This is a genomic window from Paenarthrobacter sp. TE3676 (assembly GCF_056279165.1).
On the sequence record NZ_JBWBQU010000009.1, the window covers coordinates 182,426 to 196,267 of the forward strand.

15 protein-coding genes are annotated in these 13,842 nt (G+C 62.2%); 5 read left to right on the top strand and 10 right to left on the bottom strand.

The window, feature by feature from the left end; translation table 11 throughout:
• Positions 1 to 200 precede the first annotated feature (200 nt).
• The 4 genes from ACZ881_RS20190 to ACZ881_RS20205 all read right to left on the bottom strand — a co-directional run bounded on the left by ACZ881_RS20190 (position 201) and on the right by ACZ881_RS20205 (position 5,011).
• Complete coding sequence (locus ACZ881_RS20190) at positions 201 to 1,709, bottom strand: amino acid permease (RefSeq protein ID WP_091463511.1); 1,509 nt, start codon at positions 1,707 to 1,709, stop codon at positions 201 to 203.
• A 137-nt stretch (positions 1,710 to 1,846) separates the two neighbouring features.
• A complete protein-coding gene (gene aspA / locus ACZ881_RS20195; RefSeq protein WP_091463509.1) occupies positions 1,847 to 3,262 on the bottom strand; it encodes an aspartate ammonia-lyase in 1,416 nt (471 codons plus the stop codon).
• 13 nt (positions 3,263 to 3,275) lie between these two features.
• A complete protein-coding gene (locus ACZ881_RS20200; protein ID WP_476117760.1) occupies positions 3,276 to 4,295 on the bottom strand; it encodes an asparaginase in 1,020 nt (339 codons plus the stop codon).
• Positions 4,292 to 5,011 carry a FadR/GntR family transcriptional regulator gene (locus tag ACZ881_RS20205; RefSeq protein ID WP_014923019.1) on the bottom strand — a complete coding sequence of 240 codons (720 nt, stop codon included), beginning with the start codon at positions 5,009 to 5,011 and terminating at the stop codon, positions 4,292 to 4,294. The genes ACZ881_RS20200 and ACZ881_RS20205 overlap by 4 nt, the downstream gene beginning before the upstream one ends.
• 102 nt (positions 5,012 to 5,113) lie before the next feature.
• Here ACZ881_RS20205 and ACZ881_RS20210 point away from each other — a divergent pair, with 102 nt between their 5' ends.
• The 3 genes from ACZ881_RS20210 to ACZ881_RS20220 all read left to right on the top strand — a co-directional run bounded on the left by ACZ881_RS20210 (position 5,114) and on the right by ACZ881_RS20220 (position 6,852).
• The gene (locus ACZ881_RS20210) at positions 5,114 to 5,620 is read left to right on the top strand and encodes a hypothetical protein (RefSeq protein WP_476117761.1); all 507 of its coding nucleotides are present in this window, start codon (positions 5,114 to 5,116) and stop codon (positions 5,618 to 5,620) included.
• 78 nt (positions 5,621 to 5,698) lie between these two features.
• Positions 5,699 to 6,307, top strand: coding sequence for a hypothetical protein (locus tag ACZ881_RS20215; protein ID WP_476117762.1), 609 nt, complete (start codon positions 5,699 to 5,701; stop codon positions 6,305 to 6,307).
• Positions 6,308 to 6,390: 83 nt separating this feature from the next.
• Complete coding sequence (locus tag ACZ881_RS20220) at positions 6,391 to 6,852, top strand: DUF3817 domain-containing protein (protein ID WP_476117763.1); 462 nt, start codon at positions 6,391 to 6,393, stop codon at positions 6,850 to 6,852.
• A 189-nt stretch (positions 6,853 to 7,041) separates the two neighbouring features.
• Here the strand turns inward: ACZ881_RS20220 and ACZ881_RS20225 are convergent, their stop codons facing one another.
• From ACZ881_RS20225 to ACZ881_RS20245, 5 genes are all read right to left on the bottom strand, one after another.
• Complete coding sequence (locus ACZ881_RS20225; protein ID WP_476117764.1) at positions 7,042 to 7,767, bottom strand: PKD domain-containing protein; 726 nt, start codon at positions 7,765 to 7,767, stop codon at positions 7,042 to 7,044.
• Positions 7,768 to 7,990: 223 nt separating this feature from the next.
• The gene (locus tag ACZ881_RS20230; RefSeq protein WP_476117765.1) at positions 7,991 to 8,656 is read right to left on the bottom strand and encodes a DUF6318 family protein; all 666 of its coding nucleotides are present in this window, start codon (positions 8,654 to 8,656) and stop codon (positions 7,991 to 7,993) included.
• A 122-nt stretch (positions 8,657 to 8,778) separates the two neighbouring features.
• A complete protein-coding gene (locus ACZ881_RS20235) occupies positions 8,779 to 9,156 on the bottom strand; it encodes an RNA-binding S4 domain-containing protein (RefSeq protein ID WP_018779945.1) in 378 nt (125 codons plus the stop codon).
• Between the two features lie 172 nt (positions 9,157 to 9,328).
• On the bottom strand, positions 9,329 to 10,432 hold the full coding sequence (locus ACZ881_RS20240; protein ID WP_476117766.1) for a sulfite oxidase: 1,104 nt from the start codon (positions 10,430 to 10,432) through the stop codon (positions 9,329 to 9,331).
• 164 nt (positions 10,433 to 10,596) lie between these two features.
• Complete coding sequence (locus ACZ881_RS20245) at positions 10,597 to 11,631, bottom strand: aldo/keto reductase (protein ID WP_091463495.1); 1,035 nt, start codon at positions 11,629 to 11,631, stop codon at positions 10,597 to 10,599.
• Positions 11,632 to 11,883: 252 nt separating this feature from the next.
• On the opposite strand from ACZ881_RS20245, the gene ACZ881_RS20250 reads away from it, so the two are divergent.
• Positions 11,884 to 12,375, top strand: coding sequence for a flavin reductase family protein (locus ACZ881_RS20250; RefSeq protein ID WP_091463493.1), 492 nt, complete (start codon positions 11,884 to 11,886; stop codon positions 12,373 to 12,375).
• A 7-nt stretch (positions 12,376 to 12,382) separates the two neighbouring features.
• Here ACZ881_RS20250 and ACZ881_RS20255 read toward each other — a convergent pair whose 3' ends face one another.
• Positions 12,383 to 13,246, bottom strand: a complete 864-nt coding sequence (locus tag ACZ881_RS20255; RefSeq protein WP_476117767.1) for a hypothetical protein — start codon at positions 13,244 to 13,246, stop codon at positions 12,383 to 12,385.
• Positions 13,247 to 13,433: 187 nt separating this feature from the next.
• Here ACZ881_RS20255 and ACZ881_RS20260 point away from each other — a divergent pair, with 187 nt between their 5' ends.
• Positions 13,434 to 13,838, top strand: a complete 405-nt coding sequence (locus ACZ881_RS20260) for a YchJ family protein (protein ID WP_476117768.1) — start codon at positions 13,434 to 13,436, stop codon at positions 13,836 to 13,838.
• Positions 13,839 to 13,842: the final 4 nt, after the last annotated feature.

Below are 13,842 nucleotides of genomic sequence, written 5' to 3' on the forward strand. Positions count from 1 at the left end.
AATAGTAGCCACGAATGATCGGATGTCTGTCTACGCCGCGTCCTCACCCAACTGAGTAACAGCACATGTTCTACTGAGCGCTCATTGGGACAGGTGCTGTCACCCAGTTGGGGGCGTTAACCGACGACGGCGGCACCTGGGTTCCGATTGTTACGGAACCCGGGTGCCGCCGTCGTGAGTTAGCGGTTGTTACTTGACGCCTACTTGTCGCCGCCGGGCAGCGGGCGGTTGGCAATCACCGGAGCGCTGCCGGTGTAGCCGTCGCGGGTGGCAGCAAGCTCATGAATTTGCTTGCGGCACAGGAACCAGCCCCAGACCATGAGTCCGCAGGCAATCGCGGTGACCAGCATGGTCAACGGGGACTCGATGAACACCATGATCAGCACGGCCGCCAGGAAGATCAAGGACAACCAACCTGTGTAGGGGGCGCCAAACATCCGGAAGGACGGGCGCTTCAGCCATCCCTTGTCGGCCCAGCGTTTGAGTTGCATCTGGCACAGGACGATGGTGGCCCAGGTGACGATGATGCCCACGGAAGCGACGTTCAGGACGATCTCGAAAGCGTCGGCCGGAACGAGGTAGTTCAGCGGAACTCCCAGGAGGGAAACGCCGGCGGTGATGGCGATGCCACCGTAGGGGACACCGGCCTTGTTCATGCGCTGGGCGAACTTCGGGGCCGAGCCGGCTACCGACATGGAACGGAGGATGCGGCCGGTGGAGTAGAGCCCGGCGTTCAGTGAAGACAGTGCAGCGGTGAGGACCACGAGGTTCATGATGACGTCCACGCCCTCCACACCGATGGAACCGAAGAACGTCACGAACGGGCTGACGCCCTTCTCGTAAGAGGTGTACGGCAAGAGGAGAGCCAGCAGAATCACGGAGCCAACGTAGAAGAGGGCGATGCGGATGACCACGGAGTTGATGGCCTTGGGCATGATCTTCTCAGGGTTGGCAGTTTCGCCGGCTGCGGTGCCGATGAGTTCAATCGATGCGTAAGCGAAGAGCACACCCTGCATGAGGATGATCATGGGGAGGACGCCGTTGGGGAAGACCCCGCCGTTGTCTGCGATGAGGCTGAAGCCGACTTCCTGGCCCTCCACCGGGGTGCCGAAGATGACGAAGTAGGTGCCCACCAGGAGGAAGGCCACCAGTGCTGCCACCTTGATCAGCGCGAACCAGAACTCCATTTCGCCGAAGACCTTCACGGAGACCAGGTTGAGGCAGAGCACTACAACCAGCGCAATGAGCGCCCACGCCCACTGCGGAACGGCACCTATCCAGGCGACGTATTTGCCGAAGAACTCCATGTAGAGCGCCGCTGCGGTGATGTCCACGATGGTGGTGGTGGCCCAGTTGATCCAGTAGAACCAGCCCGAAACGAAGGCTGCCTTTTCGCCGTAGAACTCACGGGCGTAGGAAACGAAGGATCCTGACGACGGGCGGTGCAGAACCAGTTCGCCGAGTGCGCGGAGGATCAGGAAAGCGAAGAAGCCACAGATTGCGTAGGCGATTACGAGGGAGGGGCCGGCTGCGTTGAGTCGGCCGCCGGCGCCCAGGAACAGTCCGGTGCCGATTGCGCCGCCGATCGCGATCATCTGGATCTGGCGGGGCTTGAGGTCCTTGTGGTAGCCGGAGTCCTCCTTGTGGAGGGCTTTCTCGCTGGCGTGCGCTTGGGCCGGGACCGTGTGGTCCGTGATGGGATTGGTCATTGGAATCCTTAGGGGTGTCCTGTTGGGGGTGTCCTGGGCGCGTCCGGTCGGGGATCCGGGCACGCAGAACAAAGCCTCGTGTGGGTGTGCCTCATGGGCGGGACGACTGGGTGGCGCGTTTTCAGGCCAGTTTCGGCCTATTTGCTGAGATTTGCCAGACGTTCGGGGCTAAGCAGTTCCTCAAGCTGGGCGGCGGTCAGGAGACCGTGCTCCAACACGAGTTCCGCAACGCCCTTGCCCGTTGCCAGCGCTTCCTGGGCGATGGCGGTGGCGGAGGCGTAACCGATATGGGGGTTCAATGCCGTGACGAGACCGATCGACTGCTCCACGGTAAGCCGTAGCCGTTCGGTGTTTGCAGTGATGCCCCGGACGCAGCGCGCCGTAAGGGTGCGGCACGCTGCTTCCAGGTGGGAGATGCTCTTGTGCAGGCTGTGCACAATGATCGGTTCGAAGGCGTTCAGCTGAAGCTGGCCGGCCTCCGCGGCCATGGTGACGGTGACATCGTTGCCGATGACTTCGTAAGCCACCTGGCTGACCACTTCCGGGATCACCGGATTGATCTTGCCGGGCATGATCGACGAACCGGACTGCACGGCCGGAAGGTTGATCTCGCCCAAACCCGCACGCGGTCCGGAGGACAGCAGGCGGAGGTCGTTACAAATCTTGGAGAGTTTCACTGCCACGCGCTTCAGCACCCCGGACAGGTGAACAAACGCGCCCACATCCTGCGTTGCCTCGATGAGGTCAGCGGCAGTGAGGAGGGGAAGTCCGGTGATTTCGGCCAGGTGGCGGCAGGCAGCTTCGGCGTAGCCGGCGGGGGCGTTCAAGCCGGTGCCAATAGCCGTGGCACCAAGGTTGATTTCGTGGATCAGCATGTGGGACTCGTCCAGGCGGGCCCGGTCCTCGCCGATGGTCACGGCGTAACCGCCAAACTCCTGGCCGAGGGTCATGGGAACGGCGTCCTGCAGCTGCGTGCGTCCCATCTTCACCACGGTCCGGAACTCCCGGCCCTTCTCAGCGAAGGCCAGCTCGAGTTCTTCGAGGGCTTCCAGTAGTTCCTTCACGGAGAAGATCGTGGCGAGGTTCACCGCCGTCGGGTAGACGTCGTTGGTGGACTGGCTCAGGTTCACGTGGTCATTCGGGTGCAGCTTGGAGTAGTCGCCCTTGGGGTGGCCCAGGATCTCCAGCGCACGGTTGGCGATGACCTCGTTGGCGTTCATGTTGGAACTGGTGCCGGCGCCGCCCTGGATCACGTCCACCATGAACTGCTCGTGGAGCATGCCGTCCATGATGTCCTGGCAAGCCTGCACAATGGCATCCGCCTTCTCGGCGTCCAGCAGGCCAAGCTCGTGGTTGGTGCGGGCCGCAGCCTGCTTCACAGCGGCCAGACCCCTGACGAGGTGCTTGTTGGTGGAGAGCGGCTGCCCGGTGATGGGGAAGTTCTCCATGGCGCGGAGGGTGTGGACGCCCCAGTAGGCATCCGCGGGTACATCGCGGTCGCCCAAAAGGTCGTGTTCGGAACGGAGGGGGATCGCCTGATCGACGGTGGTCATAGCTGTCCTTGGTTTAGTTGCTGAAAATTTGGGCTGCGCGGAGCTCGCCGACCGGAAGGCCGCCGCCCAGCACGGGTGGGCTCTGAAGCGTGTCCAAGCTGCCGCCGTCGACGCCCAACCGGCGGAGAACCTCAACGGTGACGGGCATGCGGGCGCGATCACCGCCGTCGGAAATCTTCACCGCTACGCCGGTGCCGTTCGGGAGGCCGACAAGCTGGAGTCCCTCAAAGCCGTCCTTCGCGAGGAGTCCCGGGACCGCCCGCATGAGCGCGGTGACGTCGCGGCCTTCGCCGGCCACCATCTGCGGGTAGCGGCGCATGGCGTGGGCAACCTTGCCCTCGTCGGTGTTTTCATCGGCGGCGGCGATGCGGCCGTAGGCACGCGCCATACCGTGAAGCGAGTGTGCGAACAGCGGAGTGCCGCAGCCATCGGTGCTGACTGCGGCAGCTTCCTCGCCGGTCAGTTCCGTGATGGTGTCGCGGACCAGGACCTGCAGCGGGTGCTCGGGATGCAAGTACCCCTCCACAGGCCAGCCGTTGATGACGCAAACTGCGGTCATGGAAGCGTGCTTGCCGGAGCAGTTCTGAGCAATTTGGGTGGGGCTGTTACCTTGGCGTAGCCACTCTTCACGTTCAGCGACGCCGTAAGGGAGGTCCGTGCTGTTACCCAGGGCCGCTTCGGTGAGGCCGTGCAGCTTCAGGATCTCGGCGGCGCCATCGCGGTGCATCTGCGCGCCGGAGTGGCTGGCAGCGGTCAGCGCCAGGAGGTCCTGGGGGATGTCCAAACCGGCCTTGAGCAGCGCGACAGCCTGCAGCGGCTTCAGGCTGGAGCGCGGATACATGGGGGCATCCGGTTCGCCGGCTTGGATTGCGGTGCTGCCATCTGCGCTGAGGGCGATCAGCGAGCCGTAATGGATGCTTTCGACCAGGCCGTCGCGGGTTACCTCTACGAGCGGGACGTGGTTCGGCGCTTTTTTCTCGTGGGCCTGGGCCGGTGCTTCGGGGGCGGGCATGGTGTCCTTTGGATGTGTCATTTACTGAGGATTGTGTCCAGCGCCACGCTGACGGCCTGCAGGTGGGCGGCCATCGCTTTGCTTGCGGCTTCGGAGTCGCCGGCTTCGATTGCGTTGAGGACGGCGACGTGTTCCTCGTCAGAGCGGTGTTGCCGGTCTGCCACGAGGTTCAAGGTTTCGGACTGGTGGGCCAGGGCTTCACGTATATCCGAGACGACGCTGGCAAATACCCTGTTTCCGCTGGCGCGGGCCACGGCTGAGTGGAAGCTGGCGTCCAGGTTCACCCAGGCTTCGGGATCATTCTCCGTGAGCATCTCCTGGACGATGTCCTTGAGGTGCTCCAGCTCTTCCTCTGTCCTTCTTTGGGCCGCGAGGCCGGCCGCCGGGATCTCGATGTGCGGGCGGGCTTCGTTAAGATCACGCGCACTGTACTGACCCAAGGTAAGGTCATTAGCAACCTTGTTGGCCACAATGAATGTGCCTTTGCCGGTCTTGGTTACGGTAAGGCCCAAGGTGTTGCAGGACCTCAACGCTTCCCTGATGACTGAGCGGCTTACGCCGTACTGACCCGCCAGCGTCGCTTCGGAGCTCAGCTTGGTGCCGATATCGAACTGGCCGCCCTCGATGGCGCGTCGCAGTGCCGCAAAGACCGCTTCAGCTGCGGAAATGCGTGAGATAGGCGTATGCCCACCCTGGGGTCCTTGCTGTCCGGCTGTCCGGCTGTCTGACAGGTTCACGTTTCGAATATGGCACGGGTCACAAGAGCCTGTCAACGCTGAAAGGTTTGCTTCAGGCTTTGGCGTCTTTGGGCCTATCAGGGGCGGCCCGCACAATGGAGCATGCTCTTCACCAAAAAGTCACTCGCTGAGGACAGGTTCACCGGATTCCGGCCGCTCGACGAACTCGATCCCATGAGGATTCCCCAGGGACCTGGGATCTTCGCAATCCTCCGTCCCGCGGATTTCGAGCCCTCATTCCTCACCAAGAGCACTGCCGGCACGTTCAAGAAGAAGGACCCCAACCTCAAACGTGAAGACCTGGAGTCCGAATGGATTCCCGATGCTTCTGTGCTGTACATCGGCAAAGCCAGCGCAGGGAGCCAAGGCAACAGGGGGCTCCGCAAGCAGCTCCAAGAGTTCATGGATTACGGCCGTGGACGACCCACCGTCGTCTGGGACGCCCGGCTCATCTGGCAACTCCGCGACGCCCTTGACCTGATCGTTGCATGGAAGGAACTCCCCGCCTCCGAAGTAAACGCCGCCGAGGCCGCCTACCACGCTGACTTTGTTGCCGCCTTTGGTCGTCTTCCGTTCGCCAACCTGGTTCAGGCCCGCTCCAAGAAGTAGTGCTTAACGTACGACGCCGGTACCCAGCTTGCGCTGTCGGCCTGCCGCTGGCCTGGATTCCGGCGCATAATGGCACCCATGACGGACCTTGTCTCCCCTGGAAGCAAACCTCATGGATCCCGCATCACCGTGGAGGTGCCCGTCGTACGCGTCGGTTCCGGATCCTCGGACTATGAGGGACTGAACCGCTTTGTCGACTCCTTGCGGAAGCCCCAAGGCTTGCACATGACGCTGCTGCATGTTGGGATTCTGGACGAGCTGGGAAGGGACGTCGTTGCATGGACCAAGGGATTGTCTCCTCCGGAGAAAGTGCTCCCCGAGATCTCCAGTTGGTTGACGGAGTTGCCTGTCATGCAGGGGTTCCTCGGGAAGTCGGACAGGCTGATTCCTTTGGGCGGTGGGCGCCTTATGGGGCTCGAAGTGGACGTGCCCCAGGAGGTTCACGACTACCAGGCACTTTTGGTGCAAGGGCTGCACGTACTTCTTGACGACCTCGGCCTCGACAACATCGACGACTTCATCTTGAGCTCACCTGCCCTTGGTTACAAGTCGCCCCGATGGTTGCCGCACATCGCAGTCGGGAAAGCCCGGACCAGGCATGAGCCTGATGTGGAGATCGCACCTGTGGCCTTGGAATTCGGCGACTCTCGGATCCGCAACCGGGAGGCGCTCCCTTCTCCAGGGTGACTGCGGTTGCACTGATTGACGTGCTGGAAGTTCTACAGCCGGTAAAATATGGCGTGTCTCCCGTTTTCTACCTGAGGACTTCCATGCAGCCCCGCACTTTGTTCCGTACCGTTGCTTTTGCCGAGGCCGTGACATGGACGATGCTATTGATCGGACTGTTCCTTAAGTACGTCACGCGAACCACAGACGTCGGTGTGAGCATCGCCGGAGGCATCCACGGGTTCGTGTTCCTTTGCTACGCCGCGACGGCCGCGTTCACGTGGATCAACCAGAAGTGGACAACCCGCACCGGCATGCTTGCCATCGCTTCAGCAGTGATCCCCTATGCCACCATCCCCATGGAGAAGTCGCTGGACCGTCGCGGCCTCCTCGCCGGTGATTGGCGCTTGGCCGCTGGGGGAGATTCGCCCCAAGGTGGCTTCGAGAAGGCCCAGGCTTGGGTCCTGCGTAACCCGCTTCTTGCTGTTGTGGTGACTTTGGTTGCCGTGGGCGCAGTGTTTAGCTTCCTGCTGTTCATGGGCCCTCCAGGTACCTGGTTCTCCTAGGCTTCAGCAGGCGAAAAGCATCAGTTCTTAGAAACTGATGCTTTTCTTCACTTAAGGCGAAGGATCCCTGACTCCATGGGCCGCAACCACCCACTTTGAATCGTGGGTGGTCTCGAGGCACCGTCTTTTTGGTGTGTCGCCAGGATGCGGCAATCAAAGTGGGTGGTTGCGGTACGTGGCGCCGTCCGTCTATCTGCTCTCCGCGCCGGGGCAGCCCCAGGAGTTGGGGTTTTCCTGGCAGGTGTCGGCGACGAGTGCTTTTTCTGTTTTCCAGACTTGGATGGTTTTGGCGGGTGTGGTGATGTCCAGGGTTCCGTCGATGGGTAGTGGTGGTCCGTTGTTGACGGAGTAGGTGCCGGTGAAGCTGGTGGTGAGGGTGGCTTGGTAGTTGCCGGTGTCTGTGTAGATGTGGCTGGTGCGTGTCTCGTTGTTGAGCCATTCGGCTTCGGGGATGGAGTAGCCGGCGGCGGGTGTTGGTCCGAGGGTGGTGCCGTCGCCGAAGGTGTAGGTGTAGTTGGCGGGTGTGGCGGTTAGGTGGACTGTTTGGCCGAGGATGGTGACGTCGAAGCTTTGTTCGCCGGTGGTGGCGTAGAAGTTGGTGGGTCCGCCTTTGAGGGTGTGGGGGAACGGCTGGGCTTCGAGGCTTCCAGGGTTCACGGGAAGTTGTCGGAAGTCGTTGAGGATCCTGGCCGCGATGTTGGCCAGGACGTTCTCGGGCTCGGGGTCATAGAGGCACGTCGGTCCACTGACGGGGATCCAGTCGGTCCAGCCCGGGTTGGTGATGGCTTTGGGCGCCTCCTTCCAGATGACCGGAGTGCCTTCCTCGCCTGCCGGTGTGGTGGCCGGGCAGTCCAGGGCATCGCAACCAGGGTCTTTGGTGTCGGGTCCGTCGGCACGGCAGTGGGTATCAGCCATGTACTGATACGGATCTTCCGCGGCGGCAAGTGCCGTCCCTGACCCACCGAGGCTTGGTAGCGATTTTCCTTTGGCCGAATCGAATTTCCAGCCTGATCCAACGTCTATTGTCCCCGTTGATCGGTTCGCGCCTGCCCAATCGGACGGGCTCTCCATCGGGCTGACGTTTACAGGCATACCGATGACCAGGCCCGCTAACGCCATACTGAAAACTAGCCCTTGCTTAGCGAAGTACACCGGTGTCCACAACCTTCCAGCCTGCTTCGAAAGTGGCCACGAGGACAAATGCATCGTTGGTAGCCGCTTCGGGGGCCCGCCCTTCAGAGCCATCGGCGTTGCGGTAGCTGATTTCATCCTGAATGACCTGAACCCGAACAACGGTGGAAGTCGTGCTGGAGTCCCATTCAACTTCCATCGCCGGTACATCCATATGTCCGCCAACCATCCATCGACCATTCTTGTAGCTATCCGTCGAGGCTTTCTGAAAGTACGCACATGCCTTGCATTCGGGAGTGCTCAGGGTACCTAGGACGGAGATGTCCCCGGTCTCATTGGCGTAGTTGCCAACAGCGTAGTAGTACCCAATAAACGCCTCCAGCCCCGCCTTCGAGTTCTCCTTCGCCAGCTCCGGCATCACCGGAACGGGTACGTTCTGGGCCTTACCCTTAGCGTCAGCGGGCTTGTAAACCCCAGGAGAAACGGGAGTAGCCCAAGCCGAGGGAACCGAAACGCTCGTGGTGGGCGACGCCGTCGTCGAACTTGTTTCTGAAGGGGGGCCGCCAGGCGCGGAGCCACCCTGACAACTGCTCAGAAGCAGCGCAGCGGTCAGAGTCAAAACCGCCGTTCGGACCCGAACGAAAGAAAAAGAAGCAAACGAATGGCGTGACATGACAGGCTCCCCAGCAGCTGTTTGGCGGTGTGCCGGTCAGTCTAGGCGGGGAGTGAAGATCCATTCATGTCAGAAAACGCGGCCTGTGGATAAGTACCAGGCGCGGCCATTCATAAAGCCACCTACCCCCGAAGCTTCTCCATATCCCGGCGGTCCTTCTTGGTGGGTCGGCCCGCGCCGCGGTCACGCTGGGGGAGACCGAGCTTTGGAGCAACGGGACGCGGGGGTGTGTGGTCGGTGAAGCAGTGTGAAGCGGCTTCGGCACCCACACGCTTGGCGATGAGTCGCCGGACTTCGAGGATCCGTTCCCAGCCGGACTCGCGGACCCGGATGGTGTCGCCGATGATCACGCTCTGCGACGCCTTGACAGGGTTTCCGTTGATGCGGATGTGCCCGGCACGGCAGGCAGCGGTGGCGGCCGAGCGGGTCTTGTAGGCGCGGATCGCCCAAAGCCAAGCGTCGACGCGGACATTTGCCGGGGATGATGACGGGATACTCATGGTTGGGAAGAGTCTAACCGGGCCTCGCAAGAGCCGCGAGACCGCCGGAAACGTGCGAGTACGGCGGGAAGCCACCGAACACGCCGGAGCGCTCCGGCGATCACGCAGCGTTCCAGCGATCTCAGCGGGCCGGGCCGGGCCGGGCGTCGCCGGAGGCCGGAACCGAAAGAACCTACCGCACCGTCACCTCGACTACCTGCGCCATGTTGTTCCCGATGCCCTGGTAGTTCCACACCTGCTCGGTGGGCTGCAGCGCACCCGACGAATCCATCGCACGGCACCTCAGCACATGCTCGCCGGGGCCCGCGACCCACACCATGGACCACGAACGCCAGGCAAAGTCACCCAGGACCGGTTCCAGGTGCGCCGGCATCCACTCGCCGTCGATTCCTACCTCAACCCGCTCGACCTCGCCGTGCCCGGACCACGCGCGCCCGTGCAGCATTACGGGACCGGCGTCCACCACGCGTCGCCGGGTGTAGAAGTCCGGGATTCCCGGTGGAATCATGAGGGAGCGGACGCGAATATGGCTCACGGGTATGCCTGGGCCGTCAGGACCTTGAAGGTAGTGGTAAGCGACGGCCTGCTGGAACCCCATGAACCGCGACTTCACGGCCTCGATCGATGCCAACCACTTCACACTCGCCATGCCATACCAGCCGGGCACCAGCAGCCTGAGCGGGAACCCGTGCTGGATGGGCAAGGGATTGCCGTTCATGGCGTAGACCAGCATGACTTCGGGATGCATCGCTTCTGCCACTGAAAGGCTGCGTGCATAAGGCTCCTCGACGCCACCTTGGATGCCGTTGTCGGCGCCGGTAAAAACAAGTTCGACGGCGTCACTCGCCAAACCTGCTTCCTCCAGCAAGGGCGCCAACGGGGTGCCGGTCCACTCGGCTGTGCCCACGGCACCCAGAACCCACGGTTGGCTGACGGGACGAGGTTGCAGAAGGGACCGGCCGTTGCCTGCGCATTCAAGGGTGACAGGCATGGTGACGGCGGGCCGGGCTTTGATGTCCTCAAGACTCAACTCAAGACTCCGATTTACGGCGCCACCCAGGCGTAGTCGCCATGTCTCCGCGGAAACGTGCGGGATATCGAAGTGGATCAGCAGGTAGTGAAGGCCGGCCGGCGTGATGTCGTCGTGCAGGGCCTCAAGTGGCATGGAGTGATTTCGCCCGGAGAGCTGCAGTTCTTCGTGGGTCAGTGGACCTTGGGTCGGCTGACCGGGGTTGGCGGCTTTCGTTGCTCTTTGCTTGAGATGGTGTTTGGACATAGGACGGCGGCGTTCTACTGGAATCTAAACGCTGCGGAGTGCCGCAGCACCTAGGTCAAGGATCACGCCGCGGGCGAACCCCGTCAATAGCTCGTTGTGAGGCCCGCTCTGCGCCCAAAAGCGAGCACATAGCGCGCAAAGCGGGCCTCACAACGCAAAGGGGGCTACCGGCGTCGCAATTCCGGGTACTCAAGGTGGGGCGCGACCGTGCCGGCATCGCGCTCCAGGAAGTTCACGGCCGGGGCAACGATGTCGTCGATTTCGTCGAGGATCGCCTCGCTGAGCACCACATCTGCGGCCTTCAAATAGTCGGTGAGGTGGTCCTCGGTTCGCGGCCCGATGACCACGCTGGTGACTGCCGGGTGGTTGAGGGCGAAGCCCACGGCAAGCTGGATAAGGGTCAACCCGTGGCGGGCTGCAAGCTGCGCGAGGGCATCTGCCGCGTGAAGTTTGCCTTGGTTAAAGGGTGCATGGACATCGAAGCGGCCCGGAACCGCAGCCGATCGCGAACTTTCCGGCTGGCCGCCGCCGACGCGATAACCGCCAGCCAGCCACCCACCGTCGAGCGGTCCATAACTCAAAACGCCGACGCCGTACTGCTGGGTGATGGGGAAAACGTCCCGTTCGTTGGCTCGCACCAGGAGCGAATACGGAACCTGGTCCACCACAGGCGGCGTCAGGTGGTTGGTGTTGGCGATCCACTGTGCCTCCACGAGCTGGGCCGGGCTGAACACGGACGTGCCGTAGTACAAGATCTTGCCCTGCCGGATGAGGTCGTTGAGGGCTGTGATGGTTTCCAACAGGTCGGTGTTGTAGTCCGGGCGGTGCGCTTGGTAAAGGTCGATCCTGTCCGTGTTCAGCCGCCGCAAGCTGTCCTCCACAGCCCGGACAATCCAACGGCGCGAGTTTCCCGCGTGCGCAGGGTTGGAGCCCATCTGGCCATGGAACTTGGTGGCGAGGAAAACGTCGTCGCGGCGGCTGTGGATGGCCTGGCCAACCACAGTCTCGGCCTCGCCCTGCGAGTAGATGTCAGCGGTGTCAACGCTGGTGATACCGGCGTCAAGGGCCGCCTTAATGATGCGGATGCTCTCCGCTGGACCCGTGGGTGCGGCACCGGTGCCGAAGTTCAAGGTGCCCAGAGTGAGGGGGCTGATCAGGGCGCCAGTGCGTCCAAGCGTTCGTAGCTCGTTGAGGCTCATGTCTGGCTTCCTGTGGTGGGACGGTGCTGGTGGGATGTTCAATCGAGGCTACACACGGCCGCCGGAGGCATAAACGCAAATGGTAGAAGTTCTTCGTTTTTCGTCTTGGGAGGTAATGGAAGCGGCCTTACTTCGCGACATTTCTTGACATGCGGCAACACAAATGTCTTTCGAATCAACAAATATTGCCGTTGCCCCAAGCAGGTGAATTATGGAAAGGAACTCAGGCTACGCACGATAGGGGACAGCGGAATGACACAGACCACAGTGGAAGAAACGGCGGCCATCAAGGCAGCATTTGCCCAGTTTCCGTCCGGAGTTGCCGCGTTCAGCGCGATGGTGGATTTCACGCCGGAAGCCCTGGTGGCGTCGTCCTTCACGGTTGGTGTTTCGCTGGAACCGCCGTTGGTGATGTTCGCAGTGCAAAACTCCTCCACCACCTGGCCGAAGCTCCGGCAGGCCCAGCGCCTGGGAGTTTCGGTACTCGCCGAAGGTCAGGAAGCGGCGGCCCTTCAACTGGCGTCCAAGACGCGCGACCGTTTCGCCGGGCTGGACACCAGCGTGAGCGACTCAGGTGCAGTGCTGATCGACGGCGCGGTGCTGGGTTTCGAATGCGAAGTCATCTCCGAGACGCCGGCCGGTGATCACGCGATCGTGGTTCTCGAGGTAAAAGCGACCACCATCAACCTCGAGTCCAAGCCCTTGATCTACCACGGTGCGACGTTCCGGCAGCTGGCAGCGTAGGCATCAGCTAGGAGTTGCGGCTGGCTCCGCTGAGCGAACCTTTTCGAATCGGGCTCGGCGACTTTCCACTCTTGGAAGTGTTCGGGCCTGGTTTCTTGGCTCCGTTGCTTGATCCAGGGCCTTTGGTATCACCGGGCTGCGCGGAGCCGTTGTCCGGCCTTTTGGGCGGGAAGTCCGGACGCTTGGGAGTCGGAGTTTTGCCATTGGGCGACGGCGTGGGGTCGTCAAGGTCGCGGACAGTCACCTTGATGGCGGGCGGCTGTTGGGCTTTGGCTCGCGCCGCAGCGCGTTCGTCTGCCTCGGCTACAGCATCCGCCCAGTCCTTTGCGAGCACAGGCGGTTCCTTGGCGGCTGCAACGACTATGGGATGGTGGGCGGCCTGGTGTTCCACCACCGATTTCATCTCGGCCGGTTTCGGCAGGTTGCGGGGGTCGACTTTTGCCTTCCACGCGCCTTCCTTGAGCGCGGAAGACGCGCCCGAGAGCCGCCGTCGAACGTCTCCCATGAGGTCGCGCTTGGGCGCGGCAGCTGTGGCGGGCACGGTAACCGGGGCATCTGCGGCGGGCTCGGAAACTGCAGCAGGTGCAGGTGTGGGCACCAAAGCAGGCTCCGGGGCGGAAAGCGCGGAATCGTCGGCAGCCACGGGATCAGGCACATGCGCCGGATGCTGGGGAAGGTGAACGATGGGAGTGTGGTCCTTCTTGGGGAAAATCCCCACCATCGCCAAGAGGATGATCGACAGGAGCCGTCCAATTCCGGCGACCACCAGAGTGATGATAATGATCAACCCGAGCCCCAGGAACATCAGGACCGCGAGTCCCAGTGTGCCCAAATACGTCAGATTGATGGCGAGTGTTGTCGGATCCTCCACGTTAGCCTCCCCTGGCCGTCGTTTTGTGATGCGCCCATTGCCCACCCAGCTTGCATATACAAGCCTAAGGTCCAGCACCGACGGAATCACGCCCCGCCCCACACTCCGGCGGGGTTGTTTCAAAGCTGTTATACGGCGTGGGAAAATATGTTGCCCAGCTCTCATTTTCAGCCCAGATTGGGACCTCGTGACCCCTGATTCATCCCGACTCCGCAATGGCGCTTGCCCGTGTCTCTCCGGTGAGCAGTACGTCGATTGCTGCGGACGTTTCCACCGCGGCGAAGCCGACGCGCCAACGGCCGGGCAACTCATGCGCTCCAGGTATGCGGCCTTCGTCGTCCTTGATGCCGACTACCTCCTCCGCACCTGGCACGCCTCCACCCGTCCAGCGTCCATGGACCTCGATCCAGACATGGAGTGGCGCAGGCTGGACATCGTTTCCGCAACGAATGGTGGCCCCTTGGAGACGTCGGGCACCGTGGAGTTCGCTGCCCATTACAGGCTCGACGGCGAACGCGGCGTCCAGCGCGAAATCAGCCGCTTCGTGCGGGAAGGGAAGCGCTGGTTCTACGTGGACGGGGACGTTCGCTAATGGC